The sequence below is a fragment of the Ensifer sp. BR816 genome (assembly GCF_000378985.1).
Classification (GTDB): Bacteria; Pseudomonadota; Alphaproteobacteria; order Rhizobiales; family Rhizobiaceae; genus Sinorhizobium.
In genome coordinates this window covers 353,320-368,377 of record NZ_KB905370.1, presented here as the reverse complement: position 1 = coordinate 368,377, position 15,058 = coordinate 353,320, and the positions used below count along the sequence as shown (strand labels likewise).

The 15,058-nt window shown below is 62.6% G+C and carries 18 protein-coding genes; all 18 read left to right on the top strand.

Features of this window, described 5'->3' with window-relative positions; translation table 11 throughout:
* Positions 1-154 precede the first annotated feature (154 nt).
* The 18 genes from RHIBR816_RS0101815 (at position 155) to RHIBR816_RS0101730 (ending at position 14,866) form a co-directional block, all read left to right on the top strand.
* On the top strand, positions 155-934 hold the full coding sequence (locus RHIBR816_RS0101815) for a DUF1217 domain-containing protein (protein ID WP_018234827.1): 780 nt from the start codon (positions 155-157) through the stop codon (positions 932-934).
* 1 nt (position 935) lies between these two features.
* Positions 936-1,661 (top strand): flagellar basal-body rod protein FlgF, encoded by a 726-nt coding sequence (gene flgF, locus RHIBR816_RS0101810; RefSeq protein ID WP_018234826.1) that lies wholly within the window; start codon positions 936-938, stop codon positions 1,659-1,661.
* A 71-nt stretch (positions 1,662-1,732) separates the two neighbouring features.
* Positions 1,733-3,133, top strand: coding sequence for a flagellar protein export ATPase FliI (gene fliI, locus RHIBR816_RS0101805; RefSeq protein WP_018234825.1), 1,401 nt, complete (start codon positions 1,733-1,735; stop codon positions 3,131-3,133).
* Between the two features lie 2 nt (positions 3,134-3,135).
* A complete protein-coding gene (locus tag RHIBR816_RS0101800) occupies positions 3,136-3,687 on the top strand; it encodes a hypothetical protein (RefSeq protein ID WP_018234824.1) in 552 nt (183 codons plus the stop codon).
* Positions 3,688-3,908: 221 nt separating this feature from the next.
* Entirely contained in the window at positions 3,909-4,289 is a 381-nt protein-coding gene (gene flgB, locus RHIBR816_RS0101795) for a flagellar basal body rod protein FlgB (RefSeq protein ID WP_018234823.1), read from the top strand.
* A gap of 5 nt (positions 4,290-4,294) precedes the next feature.
* Complete coding sequence (flgC, locus tag RHIBR816_RS0101790; protein WP_018234822.1) at positions 4,295-4,714, top strand: flagellar basal body rod protein FlgC; 420 nt, start codon at positions 4,295-4,297, stop codon at positions 4,712-4,714.
* Positions 4,714-5,049 carry a flagellar hook-basal body complex protein FliE gene (locus RHIBR816_RS0101785; RefSeq protein WP_018234821.1) on the top strand — a complete coding sequence of 112 codons (336 nt, stop codon included), beginning with the start codon at positions 4,714-4,716 and terminating at the stop codon, positions 5,047-5,049. Before flgC ends, RHIBR816_RS0101785 begins: the two co-directional genes overlap by 1 nt.
* An 11-nt stretch (positions 5,050-5,060) precedes the next feature.
* Positions 5,061-5,849: a flagellar basal-body rod protein FlgG gene (gene flgG, locus RHIBR816_RS0101780; RefSeq protein WP_018234820.1), complete on the top strand. Its 789-nt coding sequence runs from the start codon at positions 5,061-5,063 to the stop codon at positions 5,847-5,849.
* Between the two features lie 18 nt (positions 5,850-5,867).
* The gene (gene flgA / locus RHIBR816_RS0101775) at positions 5,868-6,377 is read left to right on the top strand and encodes a flagellar basal body P-ring formation chaperone FlgA (RefSeq protein ID WP_018234819.1); all 510 of its coding nucleotides are present in this window, start codon (positions 5,868-5,870) and stop codon (positions 6,375-6,377) included.
* Positions 6,374-7,489, top strand: coding sequence for a flagellar basal body P-ring protein FlgI (locus tag RHIBR816_RS0101770; RefSeq protein ID WP_018234818.1), 1,116 nt, complete (start codon positions 6,374-6,376; stop codon positions 7,487-7,489). The genes flgA and RHIBR816_RS0101770 overlap by 4 nt, the downstream gene beginning before the upstream one ends.
* Positions 7,486-8,025, top strand: coding sequence for a MotE family protein (locus RHIBR816_RS0101765; RefSeq protein WP_018234817.1), 540 nt, complete (start codon positions 7,486-7,488; stop codon positions 8,023-8,025). Before RHIBR816_RS0101770 ends, RHIBR816_RS0101765 begins: the two co-directional genes overlap by 4 nt.
* Positions 8,022-8,732 carry a flagellar basal body L-ring protein FlgH gene (flgH, locus tag RHIBR816_RS0101760; RefSeq protein WP_018234816.1) on the top strand — a complete coding sequence of 237 codons (711 nt, stop codon included), beginning with the start codon at positions 8,022-8,024 and terminating at the stop codon, positions 8,730-8,732. Before RHIBR816_RS0101765 ends, flgH begins: the two co-directional genes overlap by 4 nt.
* A 44-nt stretch (positions 8,733-8,776) precedes the next feature.
* Positions 8,777-9,268, top strand: coding sequence for a flagellar basal body-associated protein FliL (fliL, locus tag RHIBR816_RS0101755; protein ID WP_018234815.1), 492 nt, complete (start codon positions 8,777-8,779; stop codon positions 9,266-9,268).
* 7 nt (positions 9,269-9,275) lie between these two features.
* Positions 9,276-10,013, top strand: coding sequence for a flagellar type III secretion system pore protein FliP (gene fliP, locus RHIBR816_RS0101750; RefSeq protein WP_018234814.1), 738 nt, complete (start codon positions 9,276-9,278; stop codon positions 10,011-10,013).
* Positions 10,014-10,288: 275 nt separating this feature from the next.
* Positions 10,289-11,197 carry a flagellin gene (locus RHIBR816_RS0101745; RefSeq protein WP_026186544.1) on the top strand — a complete coding sequence of 303 codons (909 nt, stop codon included), beginning with the start codon at positions 10,289-10,291 and terminating at the stop codon, positions 11,195-11,197.
* A gap of 247 nt (positions 11,198-11,444) precedes the next feature.
* Complete coding sequence (locus RHIBR816_RS0101740) at positions 11,445-12,365, top strand: flagellin (protein ID WP_018234812.1); 921 nt, start codon at positions 11,445-11,447, stop codon at positions 12,363-12,365.
* 305 nt (positions 12,366-12,670) lie between these two features.
* Positions 12,671-13,588, top strand: a complete 918-nt coding sequence (locus RHIBR816_RS0101735; RefSeq protein WP_018234811.1) for a flagellin — start codon at positions 12,671-12,673, stop codon at positions 13,586-13,588.
* 315 nt (positions 13,589-13,903) lie between these two features.
* Positions 13,904-14,866 carry a flagellin gene (locus RHIBR816_RS0101730; RefSeq protein WP_018234810.1) on the top strand — a complete coding sequence of 321 codons (963 nt, stop codon included), beginning with the start codon at positions 13,904-13,906 and terminating at the stop codon, positions 14,864-14,866.
* Positions 14,867-15,058 lie beyond the last annotated feature (192 nt).

The following is a 15,058-nucleotide window of genomic DNA, read 5'->3' as shown; positions in this document are numbered from 1 at the left end:
ATCGTGATTTTCCTTCGATGGAATAGGATTTCTTCCTTGCGTGAGGCTGGCCGTGAGGCCCGGCGCATCGAACAGGTTCGCGCAAGCCAATAGGGTCAGGATTTGTCAAGGTCGGGCCATGGCGCCGGCCCTATTCCGGACAGGTAGAGCGATCGTGACCACGACCTATACGAGCTACAAGCTGATTACCGCCGACCTGACGACGTCGCTGGAGCGCGTCTCCGAGCAGCCGGGCGTGGCGCGCGAGACGGAATACTATCTTTCCAGGATCGGCAGCATCAAAACGCTCGACGATTTCTTTGCCGACAGCCGGCTTTATGACTACGCGATGAAGGCGCATGGACTGGAGGACATGGCCTATGCCAAGGCCTTCATGCGCAAGATACTCTCGGAGGGCATCGACAGCGACGACGCCTTTGCCAACAAGCTGGCCGACAGCCGCTACAAGGCCCTGGTCGAATCGCTGAATTTCGCCCGGCACGGTGACACGGCCACCGCTTTCGAGCGGACGCAGAAGGGCGTCGTCGACAAATACACGCGCCAGACGCTCGAGCAGAATGCCGGCGAAGAGAATACCGGTGTCAGGCTGGCGCTCTACTTCGAGCGCATGGCACCCTTGCTCACCAGCGGCTACGAGATCATCGCCGACGAGGCGCTGGCACAGGTGGTGCGGACTGCGCTGCAACTGCCCGAGGAATTTGCCGCGGCAGACGTCGACCGGCAGGCGGAGGCCTATGAGGAAGCGATAGACCTCAAGGATTTCCAGGATCCCGTGAAGCTTGCGGCCTTCCTCGATCGCTTCACGGCTCTTTGGGAAATCAACAATTCGTCCGACAGCTACGATCCGCTTGCGGTTTTCGGTTCTTCGAGCGGTTACGGAATTTCCCCTGATTTGCTCCTTTCCATCAACAATCTGAAACTCGGGGGAAGCTGACGTGCAGACCGGCCTCTATGTCGCGCTTTCGTCGCAGATGGCGCTCGAGAAGCGCTTGAACACGCTTGCCGACAACATCGCGAATGCCAATACGGTCGGCTTCCGCGCCACGGAAGTGAAATTCGACCAGGTGCTTGGCGATACGAAGCCGACCAAGGTCGCTTACGTATCCGAAGGCGAGGAATATTTGAGCACGAGCAACGGCGCCTTGGCGCGGACCGGTTCCGCTCTCGACTTTGCCATCAAGGGGAACGCCTGGTTTTCCGTCGATACGCCCGGCGGGCCGGCGCTGACCCGCGACGGTCGCTTCACCCTGACGGAGACCGGCGAACTGGTGACCATCAAGGGATATCCGGTGCTCGACGCCGGCGGTGCGCCGATCCAATTGAACGGCGGGGCCGGCGAAATCACCGTCGGTGCCGACGGCGCCATCCACCAGAACGGCGTCCAGGTCGCGCTGCTCGGCCTCTATGATGCGGATTTCTCGGTCGGCTTCGCGCGCTACGACAACAGTGCCGTCATGCCCGCCGCCCAGCCGGAACCCGTCGTCGACCGCTTCGATGTCGGCGTGATGCAGGGCTTTCTGGAAGAGTCGAACGTCAACGCCGTCCAGGAGATGACGCAACTCATCATGGTGACGCGCGCCTTCGACAATGTCACCGCTTTGATGCGCGACAGCGAAGGCTCGCTTGAAGAAGCGATCAAGACACTCGGCGGCGAGCGCTAGAACGAAGCAAGGAAAGTGTGAAGCGGCTCACGGCAAGGCAATTGGCTGGGTCGATCGCAACGGAAATCTGCATGGGACGCCAAGGCACTGACTCCATTCCAGCTTCGACCTCGCTGGCGGCGCTCGCCGGCCTCGTCGAGCGCTATGCCAAGCCCGATTTTTCGATCGCTCCCGGCGGCCATGTCCAGACGATCTCGCCGGGGCACTATACCGTCAGCGGCCTGTCCCGCCATGTGCGGCTCGGCGACTTCGTGGCGCATAAGAGCGCCACCGGCACCCATCTCGGCGAAGTCGTCCGCGTCGAACCCGAGCGCGTCGTCGTCTGCCCGATCGAGCCCGGCGATCCGATCGGCATCCACGATACCGTCATCCGCAAGGGCGCCTTCCGCATCGCGCCGACGGACAATTGGTGCGGCCGCACGATCAATGCGCTCGCCGAGCCGATTGACGGCCGCGGCCCCCTCGTGCAAGGCGACATCCGCCGTCCGATCTCCAATACCGCGCCGCCGTCGATGACCCGCAAACGGGTCGAACAGGGCTTCAAGACGGGCGTGCGCGCCGTCGACATCTTTTCACCGCTCTGCCTCGGGCAGCGCCTCGGCATCTTTGCCGGGTCCGGTGTCGGCAAGTCGACGCTGCTTTCGATGCTGGCGCGCGCCGACGCCTTCGACAAGGTGGTGATTGCGCTGGTCGGCGAACGCGGCCGCGAAGTGCGCGAATTCATCGAGGATACGCTCGGCGACAATCTCGCCAAGTCGGTTGCCGTCGTCGCCACCAGCGACGAGAGCCCGATGCTGAGGAAAATGGCGCCGCTGACAGCGGTGACGATCGCCGAGCACTATCGCGACAAGGGCGACAACGTTCTCCTGATCGTCGACAGCGTGACGCGATTTGCCCATGCGATCCGCGAGGTGGCGACGGCGGCAGGCGAACCGCCGATCGCCCGCGGCTATCCGGCTTCGGTCTTCACCGAGCTGCCGCGCCTGCTCGAGCGCGCCGGCCCGGGTGCCGAAGGCACCGGCACGATCACCGCGATCATCTCCATCCTCGTCGACGGCGACAACCACAATGATCCGGTTGCCGACTCGGCGCGCGGCATTCTCGACGGGCACATCGTCCTCGACCGGAGTCTTGCCGAGGAAGGGCGCTATCCGCCGATCGACCCGCTGGCTTCCATTTCGCGCCTGGCGAGAAAGGCCTGGACGCCGGATCAGGAAAAGCTCGTCGCGCGGCTGAAATCGCTCATCCATCGCTTCGAGGAGACCCGCGACCTGCGGCTGATCGGCGGTTACCGCGCCGGCGGCGACCCCGACCTCGACATGGCGATCAAACAGGTGCCGGTCATCTATGACGTCCTCAAGCAGACGCCCGGCGAGCGGTCCGCCACCGATGCCTTCACCGACCTTGCCAATGCGCTGAAGGCCGCTGCCATGGGCAACCAGCCGGCCGCGGGCATCCGCGGAAAGGGATAGCAATGACCGACAACGATGCGGACGAAGTCGTCCATCAGCGCCGGCGCGACGCGAGGATGCCGTTGACCGACAAGGTCCTCGGTGCGATCGGGCTTGCCATGGCTGCCTTCGCGACCTTCTTTCCCTGGTATGCTTTCTTCCACCAGGACCAGTTCTCCAGTCCGCCGCTCTGGCAGGGAGCGACGCGGGACCTGCCGGAACGCCCGGGTCGCGACGTCGTGTCGGTCTCGCCGCTGGCGATGACCGATACGGACAAGGAGACCGCCGCGGCGATCGACCGGCTGACGACGGCGACCGTACCCGGCCTGGAACATCAGTCGGCCGCGGCCACGAGCGAGCCGGAAGCCGGCCTGGAGCAGCCCTTTCCCGAACCGTCCGGCTTCAAGCTGATGCACGTTGCCAACGGGCGGGCGCTCATCGAGGACGCGACCGGCATGTATATCGTTCGCATCGGTTCGGTCCTGCCGGACAACAGCCGGCTTGCCACCTTCGAAGAGCGGAACGGCCGCTGGGTGATGATCACCTCCAGGGGCGCGGTCTACCAGGCGAAATAGCGGTGTTTCCGCATTGAGACATGTGAGGCGTTGCGAACCGCGGGTCAGGGCCTTCCGGCTTGGGAGGTGGGGAAGGCGCTCGACAGGGTTTCGTACGCTCGCCGCCGTTTCTGGCCCCGTTCCGCTCCAAGACCGCACAAGCATCTTCGTGAGGCCATTCTCGACAAGTCCCACGCAAGATTGCCCGCCTAGGGTCCTCCTCATCTCATGAGGAGTATTCGATGGATCCGATTCAGCTTTTCGAACTCGCGTCGCGCCAGGCGCAATGGTTGACGGTCCGGCAGAACGTCGTGGCCGGCAACATCGCCAATGCCAATACGCCGCATTACAGGGCGAAGGACGTCCAGCCCTTCGAAAACGTGCTCCAGAACACCGGCATCCAGATGGCAGCGACGCATCGCGCCCACTTCACCGAGAGCCCGGACGCAGCCCAGGTGACCGACGTCAGCAGCATCGACGACGTGGCGGTCCAGCAGTCCGGCAATACCGTCGCGATCGAGCAGGAAATGATGAAGACCGGCGAAATCAAGCGCGACTACGAACTCAATTCCGGGCTGGTGAAATCCTTTCACCGGATGATGCTCATGACGGTACGGAAATAACACCCATGGATCCTTTGACCTCGGCACTCAAGGTTTCGGCTTCGGGCCTGCAGGCGGAGTCGACGCGTCTGCGCATCGTTTCAGAAAACATTGCCAATGCCCGTTCCACCGGCGACGTGCCCGGCGCCGAGCCCTACCGCCGCAAGACGATATCCTTCGCCGCGGAAGTCGACCGGGCAAGCGGCGCGGCGCTCGTCGAGATCCAGCGGCAGGGCACAGACGATTCGGAATTCAGCATCGAGTTCGATCCGGGAAATCCGGCGGCCGACGAGAAGGGCATGGTGAAGATGCCGAACGTCAACGTCCTGATCGAGATGGCCGACATGCGCGAAGCCAACCGCGCCTACGAGGCCAACCTGCAGACCATCAAGCAGTCCCGCGATCTCATCTCCCAGACAATCGACCTCTTGAGGGCTTCGCAATAATGATCGATGCAATCCAGTCCCTCGGCGCGTTTTCGGCCACGAAGGAGGCCGAAGGCACAAGCCTGACCGCCTCCACCGCGCTCTCCCTGCCGGCCGCCGGCGCTTCCGCCCCGCAATCGCAGAGCTTCGCCGAAGTCCTTGGCAACATGACCACGGACGCCATCCGCTCGATGAAATCGGCGGAAGGGGCGTCGCTGCAGGCGATCCGCGGCGAGGCGAACACCCGTGAAGTCGTCGATGCGGTGATGAGTGCGGAGCAGTCGCTGCAGACCGTGCTCGCCATTCGCGACAAGGTGGTCACCGCCTATCTCGAAATCGCGCGCATGCAGATCTGAAGGAACGTGATATGAAGGCCCTTTCCATCGCCGCCACCGGCATGAATGCCCAGCAGCTGAACCTCGAAGTCATCGCCAACAACATCGCCAACATCAACACGACCGGTTACAAGCGGGCGCGCGCGGAATTTTCGGATCTGCTCTATCAGACGGAGCGCGCCCAGGGCGTGCCCAACCGCTCCAATCAGGCGATCGTGCCGGAAGGTGCGATAGTCGGTCTCGGTGTCCAGACGGCGGCCGTCCGCAACCTCCATATCCAGGGCAGCCTCGTCAATACCAGCAACGACCTGGACCTCGCACTTGTCGGCCGCGGCTGGTTCCAGGTCGAGACGCCCAATGGTGAAACGGTCTATACCCGCTCGGGTGCCTTCAACACCAATGCCACCGGCCAGCTCGTCACCATCGACGGCTATACGGTAGTGCCGGGCATCACCGTGCCGCAGGATGCGACCGAGATCACCGTTTCCGCTTCCGGCCAGGTCCTGGTGAAGATCGGCGACGCGACGGAGACGCAGGAAATCGGCCAGTTGACGATCGCCAATTTCGTCAACGAAGCCGGTTTGGAGCCGCAGGGCGAAAACCTCTTCAAGCAGACCCCGGCATCCGGCGAACCGATCGTCGGCACGCCGGCCGATCCCGGCTACGCGCAGATCAAGCAGGGCTACCTGGAATCTTCCAACGTCGATCCGGTCAAGGAAATCACCGATCTCATCTCGGCCCAGCGCGCCTACGAGATGAACTCGAAAGTCATCCAGGCTGCGGACGAGATGGCCGCCACGGTGAGCAAGAACCTCAGGTAACGGGAAGAGGGGGCAAACATGACGTTTCGCCGATCCGCCGCAAGGGCAGCAACCGAAAGCGGCTTCGCGCGTCCGGCGCGGTCGCTCGCGCTCGCCGCGATCGCCGCCGCCCTGCTGTCGCCGGCGCTCGCTCGCGCACAGCAGCCGACCGCCGTCATCCCGAAACAGACCATCTATCCTGGCGAAACGATCGAGGCGAGCATGCTCGAAGTTGTCGACGTGACCAATCCGGATCTCGCCGACGGCTATGTGGGTTCCCTCGAAGAGGTCGAAGGCAAGGTGACCAAGCGGACCCTACTGCCGGGGCGGGTGATTCTCGCTTCCGCGCTGCGCGACCGATACGCGGTCGAGCGCGGTTCGACGGTTCGGCTGGTCTTCAGCAATGGCGGGCTGTCGATCACCGCCGCCGGCTCACCGCTCGAGGACGCGGCGGTCGGCGAACTGATCCGCGCGCGCAACATCGATAGCGGCGTCATCGTTTCCGGGACGGTGATGGAAGACGGCACGATCCATGTGGTGGCGAAATGACGGTGCGCATTTGTAAGTGGCTGCTGACCTTAGCCTTGCTGTTTGCGGCGACATTGACGCCCGCCCATGCCGCATCGCGCATCAAGGACGTGGCCTCGCTGCAGGCCGGGCGGGACAATCAGCTGATCGGCTACGGTCTCGTCGTCGGGTTGCAGGGAAGCGGCGACAGCCTGCGTTCCTCGCCGTTCACCGATCAGTCGATCCGTGCCATGCTGCAGAATCTCGGTATCTCGACCCAGGGCGGCGAGTCGCGGACGCGCAATGTGGCGGCGGTCCTCGTCACCGCGACGCTGCCGCCTTTCGCAAGCCCCGGCAGCCGCGTCGACGTTACGGTCGGCTCGCTTGGCGACGCCACCTCGCTGCGCGGCGGCACGCTGGTCATGACGTCGCTTTCGGGTGCCGACGGGCAGATCTATGCGGTGGCGCAGGGCTCGATCGTCGTCACCGGCTTCAGTGCCCAGGGTGACGCGGCCGCTCTGTCGCAGGGCGTGACAACCGCCGGCCGCGTCCCGAACGGCGCCATCATCGAGCGTGAGCTGCCGTCGAAGTTCAAGGACGGATTCAACCTCGTGCTGCAATTGCGCAATCCGGACTTTTCCACCGCCGTCGGCATGGCGGCGGCGATCAACAAATTTGCCTCAGCGCAGTTCGGCGGCCGCATTGCCGAAGCCTTGGACTCGCAATCCGTTCTCGTCCAGAAACCGAAAATGGCCGATCTCGCCCGGCTGATGGCCGACATCGAGAACCTCGTCGTCGAGACCGATGTTCCCGCCCGCGTCGTCGTCAACGAGCGGACCGGCACGATCGTCATCGGCCAGGACGTGCGCGTCAACGAAGTAGCGGTCAGCTACGGCACCCTGACGGTGCAGGTGACCGAAACGCCGACCGTGGTGCAGCCGGCACCCTTCTCGCGTGGCGAGACGGCCGTTGAGCCGAATACCACCATCGAGGCGCAGTCGGATGGCGGCACGGTCGCAATCCTCAACGGGTCGAGCCTCCGCTCGCTGGTCGCGGGCCTGAACAGCATCGGCGTCAAGCCGGACGGAATCATCGCGATCCTGCAGAGCATCAAGACCGCGGGAGCCCTACAGGCGGAGCTTGTGCTGCAATGACCGGAACTCTCACCCATCTTCTCGGCAAGTCTCGCCGCACGCTCGTGGCCGCGGCCGCCGCTGCGCTGATGTTGGCGATGCCGGGCGCCTTCGCGCAGGATGTCACCGCGCCACCGGCCGAAAGCGGTGCGCCAAACGAAGTGCAGCAGTTCTGCACCAATATCGCCGATGCGGCGCGCGACCAGCGCTATCTCCTGCAGCGCAAGGACCTTGAGACCTTGCAGGCGAGCGTCGACGAACGCATCGCGGCGCTGGAAAAGCGCCGGGCCGAATACGAGGACTGGCTGAAGCGCCGCAACGATTTCCTGAAGCAGGCGGAGCTCGGGCTCGTCGATATCTACAAGACGATGAAGCCCGATGCCGCCGCCGGCAAGCTCGAAATGGTGCGCCCGGAGATCGCCGCGGCGATCGTCATGAAGCTGCCGGCGCGCCAATCCTCGCTGATCCTCAGCGAGATGAGCGACGAAAGGGCCGCGGTGCTCACCAACATCATTTCCAGCGCCAGCGACCCGACCACCTCGAAGGAGCCATCATGAGACTGCAACTTACGGCCGTTCTGGCCGCGAGCCTCCTTGCGGGATGTCAGAACCAGGCCTTCAAGGAGATCGGCCAGGCGCCGTCCATGAGCCCGATCGGCAGCGGCCTGCAATACACCCAGACGCCGCAGCTTGCCAGCTATCCGAAGCAGCCGCATCAGATGACCGCCGGATATTCGCTGTGGAACGACCAGCAAGCCGCTCTCTTCAAGGACGCACGCGCGATCAATGTCGGCGATATCCTCACCGTCGACATCCAGATCGACGACAAGGCATCGTTCAACAACGAGACAGACCGCAGCCGCACCAATTCCAGCGGCTTCAATCTCGGTGCCGCCGGCGAATCGCAGACCAGCGACTTCGAATGGTCCGGCAATCTCAAGTACGGGTCGAACACCAAGACCGAAGGGGACGGCAAGACCGAGCGCTCCGAAAAACTCCGACTGCTCGTCGCCGCGGTCGTCACCGGCGTGCTTGAAAACGGCAACCTGCTGATCAGCGGCTCGCAGGAAGTGCGCGTCAATCACGAACTGCGCATCCTCAATGTCGCCGGCATCGTCCGGCCGCGGGATGTCGATGCCGACAACATCATCTCCTACGACCGGATTGCCGAGGCGCGCATTTCCTATGGCGGCCGCGGCCGCCTGATGGAAGTGCAGCAGCCGCCATGGGGCCAACAGGTCGTGGATCTCGTCTCGCCGATCTGATTGGGCGGCATCCAGTCAAAACCAGTCCGGCATGGAACAGCACGATGGAAGAAACCGACAACAAAGAATCGAAATCCCCCTCGCTGGTCCTGACCATTGCCGCGGTCGCCGTGCTGACGCTCGTCGCCGGTGGCGGCGGCTGGCTCGTCGGCGCCCTTCTGGCGCCGCCGCCGGCAGAGAAGACCGAGGCGGCGGCAGAGCTGCCTGAGAGCGCCACGGGCGAAGAGGGCCTGCCGAAAGTCGCCTCGGAAGCCAACGGCATCGTCCAACTCGAACCGATCACCACCAACCTTGCCTACCCGGCCGAAAACTGGGTTCGCCTCGAGGTCGCGCTGCAGTTCAAGGGCGCTCCGGACGTGGCGCTCGCGGAAGAAATCCACCAGGACATCGCCGCCTATTTGAAGACCGTGTCGCTGCAGCAAATCCAGGGGCCGCGCGGCTTTCAATATCTCCGGGATGACATCCAGGAACGGGTTGACCTGCGCTCCGACGGACGCGTAACCAATGTGATGTTCCGAACCTTCGTCATTCAATGATTCGCTGATGCTCCGGACTGTTACCTTCATAGTCGCCATGATGGCGATGTCGGGAATTGCCGGGGCCCAGAGCTTTCCCGCCGATATTCTGAACGCGCCGGTCGACGGTTCGGTCGCCTCCTGGATCATCCGCACTTTCGGCCTTCTCACCGTCCTGTCGGTGGCGCCGGGCATCCTGATCATGGTGACGAGCTTTCCGCGCTTCGTCATCGCCTTTGCGATCCTGCGCTCAGGGATGGGGCTTGCGACCACGCCATCGAACATGATCATGGTGTCGCTGGCGCTGTTCATGACCTTCTATGTGATGGCGCCGACCTTTGACCGCGCCTGGCGCGAGGGTATCGATCCGCTGCTGAAGAACGAGATCTCCGAGACCGAGGCGCTGCCGCGGATTTCCGAGCCGTTCCGCGAGTTCATGCTCGCCAACACCCGCGACAAGGACCTGCAGCTCTTCATCGACATCGCCCGGGAAAAGGGCCAGACCGTCGTCGTCGACGACAAGGTGGATCTGCGCGCCGTCGTGCCCGCCTTCATGATCTCGGAGATCCGCCGCGGCTTCGAGATTGGCTTCCTGATCATGCTGCCCTTCCTGGTGATCGACCTCATTGTCTCGACCATCACCATGGCGATGGGCATGATGATGCTGCCGCCGACATCGATCTCGCTGCCCTTCAAGATCCTGTTCTTCGTGCTGATCGACGGCTGGAACCTGCTCGTCGGCAGCCTGGTGCGCTCCTTCACCTGAGCCGTCCCTCGTTAAGACATTCAGGGACCGCACAACAGTCCGTTAAGCATAGGATTTCACGCGCGATTCACCACATTCTCGCATCCCTTCCGGGGTGCTTTGCCGGTTAAGGTGTTGGCAAGAAATGGCTGCGAATTTCGTCCTCACACGACGGGTTTGGTGTCCTTCAAGAGTTGAGCGGAACCGAGTGGCATGATGCCGGATCGTCGTGACCGGTAACGTCTACAGCCCGGTATGTCCCCCCATAAGTATTTCGTAAAAAAGGGACAACGAGTATGGCAAGCATTCTCACCAACACCTCCGCTATGGCAGCCCTCTCGACGCTGCGCTCCATCTCCTCCAGCATGGAAGAAACGCAGGGCCGGATCTCGACCGGCATGCGCGTCGGCTCGGCTTCGGACAACGCCGCCTACTGGTCGATCGCGACCACCATGCGCTCTGACAACGCTGCTCTTTCGTCCGTCACCGATGCGCTCGGCATGGGCGCCGCCAAGGTCGATACCGCCTATGCCGGCATGGAGGCGGCAATTGATGTCGTAACGGAGATCAAGGCCAAGATCGTTGCCGCCACGGAAGAAGGCGTTGACGCCGCCAAGGTTCAGGAAGAAATCGACCAGCTTCAGGACCAGCTGCTGAGCATTGCGGAATCCGCCTCCTTCAACGGTGAAAACTGGATCGCAGGCGAAGCTGCCACGAAGACCGTCGTTACCGGTTTCGTGCGCGCTTCGGACGGCACCGTATCGATAAAGACGTCCAGCTACGCGCTGACCGATGCGGCCGACGGTACGCTGCTCTTCGCTGACGACGGCGCGGGTGGTCTTGATACCGCAACCGGTATCCTCGGCACCGCAGGCACCAACGGCAACGACGTCTACGGCCTCGACATTTCTGCGATGGACGCTACCGCGCTCGGACAAGCACTCTCCGACGTCGAAGACGCGCTGACGGCCATGACAAGCGCCGCCTCGTCGCTCGGTTCCATGTCGACTCGCATCGACCTGCAGGCGGACTTCGTCGACAAGCTCAGCGACTCGATCGAAAGCGGCCTTGGCCGCCTGGTCGATGCCGACATGAACGAGGAATCGACCCGCCTGAAGGCGCTGCAGACGCAGCAGCAGCTCGCCATCCAGGCCCTGTCGATCGCCAACTCCGACTCGCAGAACATCCTGTCGCTCTTCCGCTAATCGGCGAATGGGCACGGGGGCTGACCGTGCCGCATCGCTGGAAAAGAGCCGCGACCGATCCCGGTCGCGGCTTTTCGCATTTTTTATTTCGCTTCAACATTCCTTAACCATCTTGCTGTTTCCTAAGGCCATCGAAACGGCGGGTTAACCAACAAAATTAATTGGTTAACAGGCATGATGCTGACCGTCGCTTGCCGGCGTACTCCGGAATGTCCCTTCTTAATCAGCCACTAAGGGGCACTCAGAAATGACAAGCATTCTTACCAACATCGCAGCCATGTCCGCACTCGAAACGCTGCGGAGCATCGGCAATAACATGGAAACGACCCAGGGCCGGGTCTCTTCCGGCCTGCGCGTCGGCGAGGCTTCGGACAACGCTGCCTATTGGTCTATCGCGACCACCATGCGTTCGGACAACATGGCGCTCTCCGCCGTCCAGGACGCCCTCGGCCTCGGCGCTGCCAAGGTCGACACCGCTTACGCCGGTATGGAATCGGCTATCGAAGTCGTGAAGGAAATCAAGGCCAAGGTCGTTACGGCAACCGAAGAAGGCGTCGACAAGGCCAAGGTCCAGGAAGAAATCGATCAGCTCCAGGAACAGCTGCTGTCGATCGCTGAATCCGCTTCGTTCAGCGGTGAAAACTGGATCGGCGGCGTCGCAGGCAACACCGTGACTGTCGTATCCGGTTTCGTCCGTGCCTCCGACAGCACCGTCTCCGTCAAGACCACGAGCTATGCGCTTGTCGACGGCGTCACGGGCGGCAACCTGCTGTTCAGCGACGACGGCACCGGTGCGCTCGATACTGCAACCGGCATCCTCGGCACCGCCGGTGCATCCGCTGGCGGCTATGCTGTCTACTCGCTGGATATCAGCGCTCTCGCGACGACGGACATGAACGACGTGCTGCAGGACGTGGACGATGCGCTTTCGGCCATGACCAGCGCCGCCGCAGAGCTCGGTTCGATCTCCATGCGCATCGGCCTGCAGGAAGACTTTGTCGGGAAGCTGTCCGACTCGATCGACTCCGGCGTTGGCCGCCTCGTCGATGCCGACATGAACGAGGAATCGACCCGCCTCAAGGCTCTGCAGACGCAGCAGCAGCTCGCCGTCCAGTCGCTGTCGATCGCCAACAGCAACTCGGAGAACGTTCTCCAGCTCTTCCGTTAATCGGCAGGGACGGATCGGGGATCCATCGATCCCTGATAAGCCGAGTCACTTCAGAAAGCCGCGCCTTGCGAAAGGTGCGGCTTTCGCGCGTTTGGGCTCCAGCGCAAGGAAATTGTTAGGTTTTGTTAAATTTTGTTAACTCGCCTTTAGACTTTGTTAACCATGTTCCCGTTAGCTGGCCGCATCGAAACAATGAGTTAACCAAGGTGACCAGCGGGTTAACAGGCATGAAGCCGCTCATTCGTTCCCGGCGGCGATCCGGAATGTTCAAATCATTCTAATGCCATTCGAGGGGCGAGCAGATCATGACCAGCATCCTGACGAACACGGCGGCGATGGCCGCACTTCAGACCCTCCGCGCGATCGATGACAGCATGGAGACGACGCAGGGTCGCGTATCGTCAGGGTTGCGCGTCGGCGAGGCAGCGGACAACGCCGCCTATTGGTCGATTGCCACCACCATGCGCTCCGACAATATGGCGCTTTCCGCCGTTCAGGACGCGCTCGGCCTCGGTGCCGCCAAGGTCGACACCTCCTATGCGGCGATGGAAAGCGCCATCGAGGTCGTCAAGGAAATCAAGTCGAAGATCGTCGCGGCCACCGAAGAAGGCGTCGACAAGTCGAAGATCCAGGAAGAAATCGACCAGCTGCAGGACCAGCTGATGTCGATCGCCGAATCGGCCTCGTTCAGCGGCGAAAACTGGGTTGCCGGCGATGCTGCCGTTAAAAGCGTCGTCTCGGGCTTCGTGCGCGCCTCCGATGGTACCGTTTCGGTGAAGACGACGGCCTATACGCTGGACGATACGGCGACCGGCAATTTGCTCTTCGGCGGCGACGGCGCCGGCGCAATCGTGGACACCAACGGCATTCTCGGCACCACCGGCGGCGCGACGATCGGCGTCTCCATCTATGCTCTCGATATCACAGGCTTCGACACCGCCGAAATGGCAGAAGCGCTGAGCCTCGTCGAAGACGGCCTCCAGGCGATGACCAGCGCCGCCTCGGAGCTCGGCTCGATCTCCATGCGCATCGGCCTGCAGGAGGAGTTCGTCGCGGCGCTGACCGACTCGATCGACTCGGGCATCGGCCGTCTGGTCGACGCCGACATGAACGAGGAATCGACCCGCCTCAAGGCCCTGCAGACGCAGCAGCAGCTCGCGGTCCAGTCGCTGTCGATCGCCAACACCAATTCGGAAAACATCCTCCAGCTCTTCCGCCAGTAGGAATGGTCCGCAGCCGGTTGAGGCTGCCGTCCCTCTCGCCAGGCGAGCATTTACGAAAGGCCGCGCAATTGCTGCGCGGCCTTTCGCCGTTCCGGGTAGCCCCGGTTCCGGCAGCATGCTGTAAGCTTTTCTTCATAGATCTTAATCGTTCGTTAACGCGTTAACCATTTGTTAACCATTTCGCGTTAACGCTTTGTTAAGCACGATGGTCTGCCACCCAGGGCAAAACGGTGGCAGCGCGCATGATGCCGCACCATCCCTGCCGGTTTCCCACCCGGAATGTTCTCGATCTCCCATCGACAGGGGCGATAGCCAATGACCAGCATCATGACCAACGCTGCCGCGATGGCGGCATTGCAGACCTTGCGTTCGATCAACAGAAATCTGGATGAGACCCAGAGCCGCGTGTCCTCCGGCTATCGCGTCGAGACCGCCGCCGACAACGCCGCCTATTGGTCCATCGCGACGACGATGCGCTCGGACAATGCGGCGCTGTCGACGGTCCAGGACGCGCTTGGCCTGGGTGCGGCCAAGGTCGATACCGCCTATGCCGCATTGGACACGGTCATCGAGCTGATGAGCTCGGTCAAGGCGAAGCTGGTGGCGGCTCGCGAGCCCGGTGTTGACAAGAGCAAGATCGACAAGGAGCTCTCGCAGCTCAAGGACCAGCTGGTATCGGCCGCCCAGTCGGCATCCTTCTCGGGCGAGAATTGGCTCTACAACGACGCCGCCGCGGCGGTCGGCACGAAGTCCATCGTCGCGTCCTTCAATCGCAGCGCCGACGGCAGCGTCTCCGTGACGACGCTCGACTACGACACGTCGGGCTCCATTCTCGTCGACGTCCAGGATGCAAGCCGCGGCTTGCTGACGATGGCGGTGGATGCGGACGCGCTTGTCTCGGCGCCGACGGGATCGGCGCGCGAATACTACCTGATCGACGCCGGCAGCCCGCCGGCAGGCACGGAAATCGCGCTCTCCGATACCACCACCGACGCCGAACTGGACGACATGATCAGTGTCGTCGATGACCTCATCAGCCAGCTGACCGATTCCGCCGCAACCTTGGGCGCGATCACCAGCCGCATTGAAATGCAGGAAAATTTCGTCGCCAACCTCATGGACGTGATCGACAAGGGCGTCGGCCGTCTCGTGGATGCCGACATGAACGAAGAATCGACGCGGTTGAAGGCGCTGCAGACCCAGCAGCAGCTCGGCATCCAGTCGCTGTCGATCGCCAATACGAATTCCGAAAACATCCTGAGACTGTTCCAGGAATAAACGAAATCTTCCCTTCCGCCGTGCCGTCGGTCATCGGCACCTGGCGGGACTGGTTGGACCGCGCTGTTGCCCTGGCGCGGTCCAACACCTTCATTTTCGCACAAGTTTGACCGGCTAGCGTCCCTTTGCAGTCTGCTCGGCCGGCTGCCGGCCAAAATGACATTGGTTGCCGCTTGCACCGGTCCCGCCTCG

Excerpts from the sequence above, each read along its gene's own strand:
- flgC (WP_018234822.1), top strand. The coding sequence starts at position 4,295 with ATGGATCCTTTGACCTCGGCACTCAAGGTTTCGGCTTCGGGCCTGCAG.
- RHIBR816_RS0101765 (WP_018234817.1), top strand. The coding sequence starts at position 7,486 with ATGACCGGAACTCTCACCCATCTTCTCGGCAAGTCTCGCCGCACGCTC.
- RHIBR816_RS0101740 (WP_018234812.1), top strand. The coding sequence starts at position 11,445 with ATGACAAGCATTCTTACCAACATCGCAGCCATGTCCGCACTCGAAACG.
- fliP (WP_018234814.1), top strand. The coding sequence starts at position 9,276 with ATGCTCCGGACTGTTACCTTCATAGTCGCCATGATGGCGATGTCGGGA.
- fliI (WP_018234825.1), top strand. The coding sequence starts at position 1,733 with ATGGGACGCCAAGGCACTGACTCCATTCCAGCTTCGACCTCGCTGGCG.
- RHIBR816_RS0101730 (WP_018234810.1), top strand. The coding sequence starts at position 13,904 with ATGACCAGCATCATGACCAACGCTGCCGCGATGGCGGCATTGCAGACC.
- flgH (WP_018234816.1), top strand. The coding sequence starts at position 8,022 with ATGAGACTGCAACTTACGGCCGTTCTGGCCGCGAGCCTCCTTGCGGGA.
- flgB (WP_018234823.1), top strand. The coding sequence starts at position 3,909 with ATGGATCCGATTCAGCTTTTCGAACTCGCGTCGCGCCAGGCGCAATGG.
- fliL (WP_018234815.1), top strand. The coding sequence starts at position 8,777 with ATGGAAGAAACCGACAACAAAGAATCGAAATCCCCCTCGCTGGTCCTG.
- flgG (WP_018234820.1), top strand. The coding sequence starts at position 5,061 with ATGAAGGCCCTTTCCATCGCCGCCACCGGCATGAATGCCCAGCAGCTG.
- RHIBR816_RS0101800 (WP_018234824.1), top strand. The coding sequence starts at position 3,136 with ATGACCGACAACGATGCGGACGAAGTCGTCCATCAGCGCCGGCGCGAC.
- RHIBR816_RS0101785 (WP_018234821.1), top strand. The coding sequence starts at position 4,714 with ATGATCGATGCAATCCAGTCCCTCGGCGCGTTTTCGGCCACGAAGGAG.
- flgA (WP_018234819.1), top strand. The coding sequence starts at position 5,868 with ATGACGTTTCGCCGATCCGCCGCAAGGGCAGCAACCGAAAGCGGCTTC.
- RHIBR816_RS0101735 (WP_018234811.1), top strand. The coding sequence starts at position 12,671 with ATGACCAGCATCCTGACGAACACGGCGGCGATGGCCGCACTTCAGACC.
- RHIBR816_RS0101770 (WP_018234818.1), top strand. The coding sequence starts at position 6,374 with ATGACGGTGCGCATTTGTAAGTGGCTGCTGACCTTAGCCTTGCTGTTT.
- RHIBR816_RS0101745 (WP_026186544.1), top strand. The coding sequence starts at position 10,289 with ATGGCAAGCATTCTCACCAACACCTCCGCTATGGCAGCCCTCTCGACG.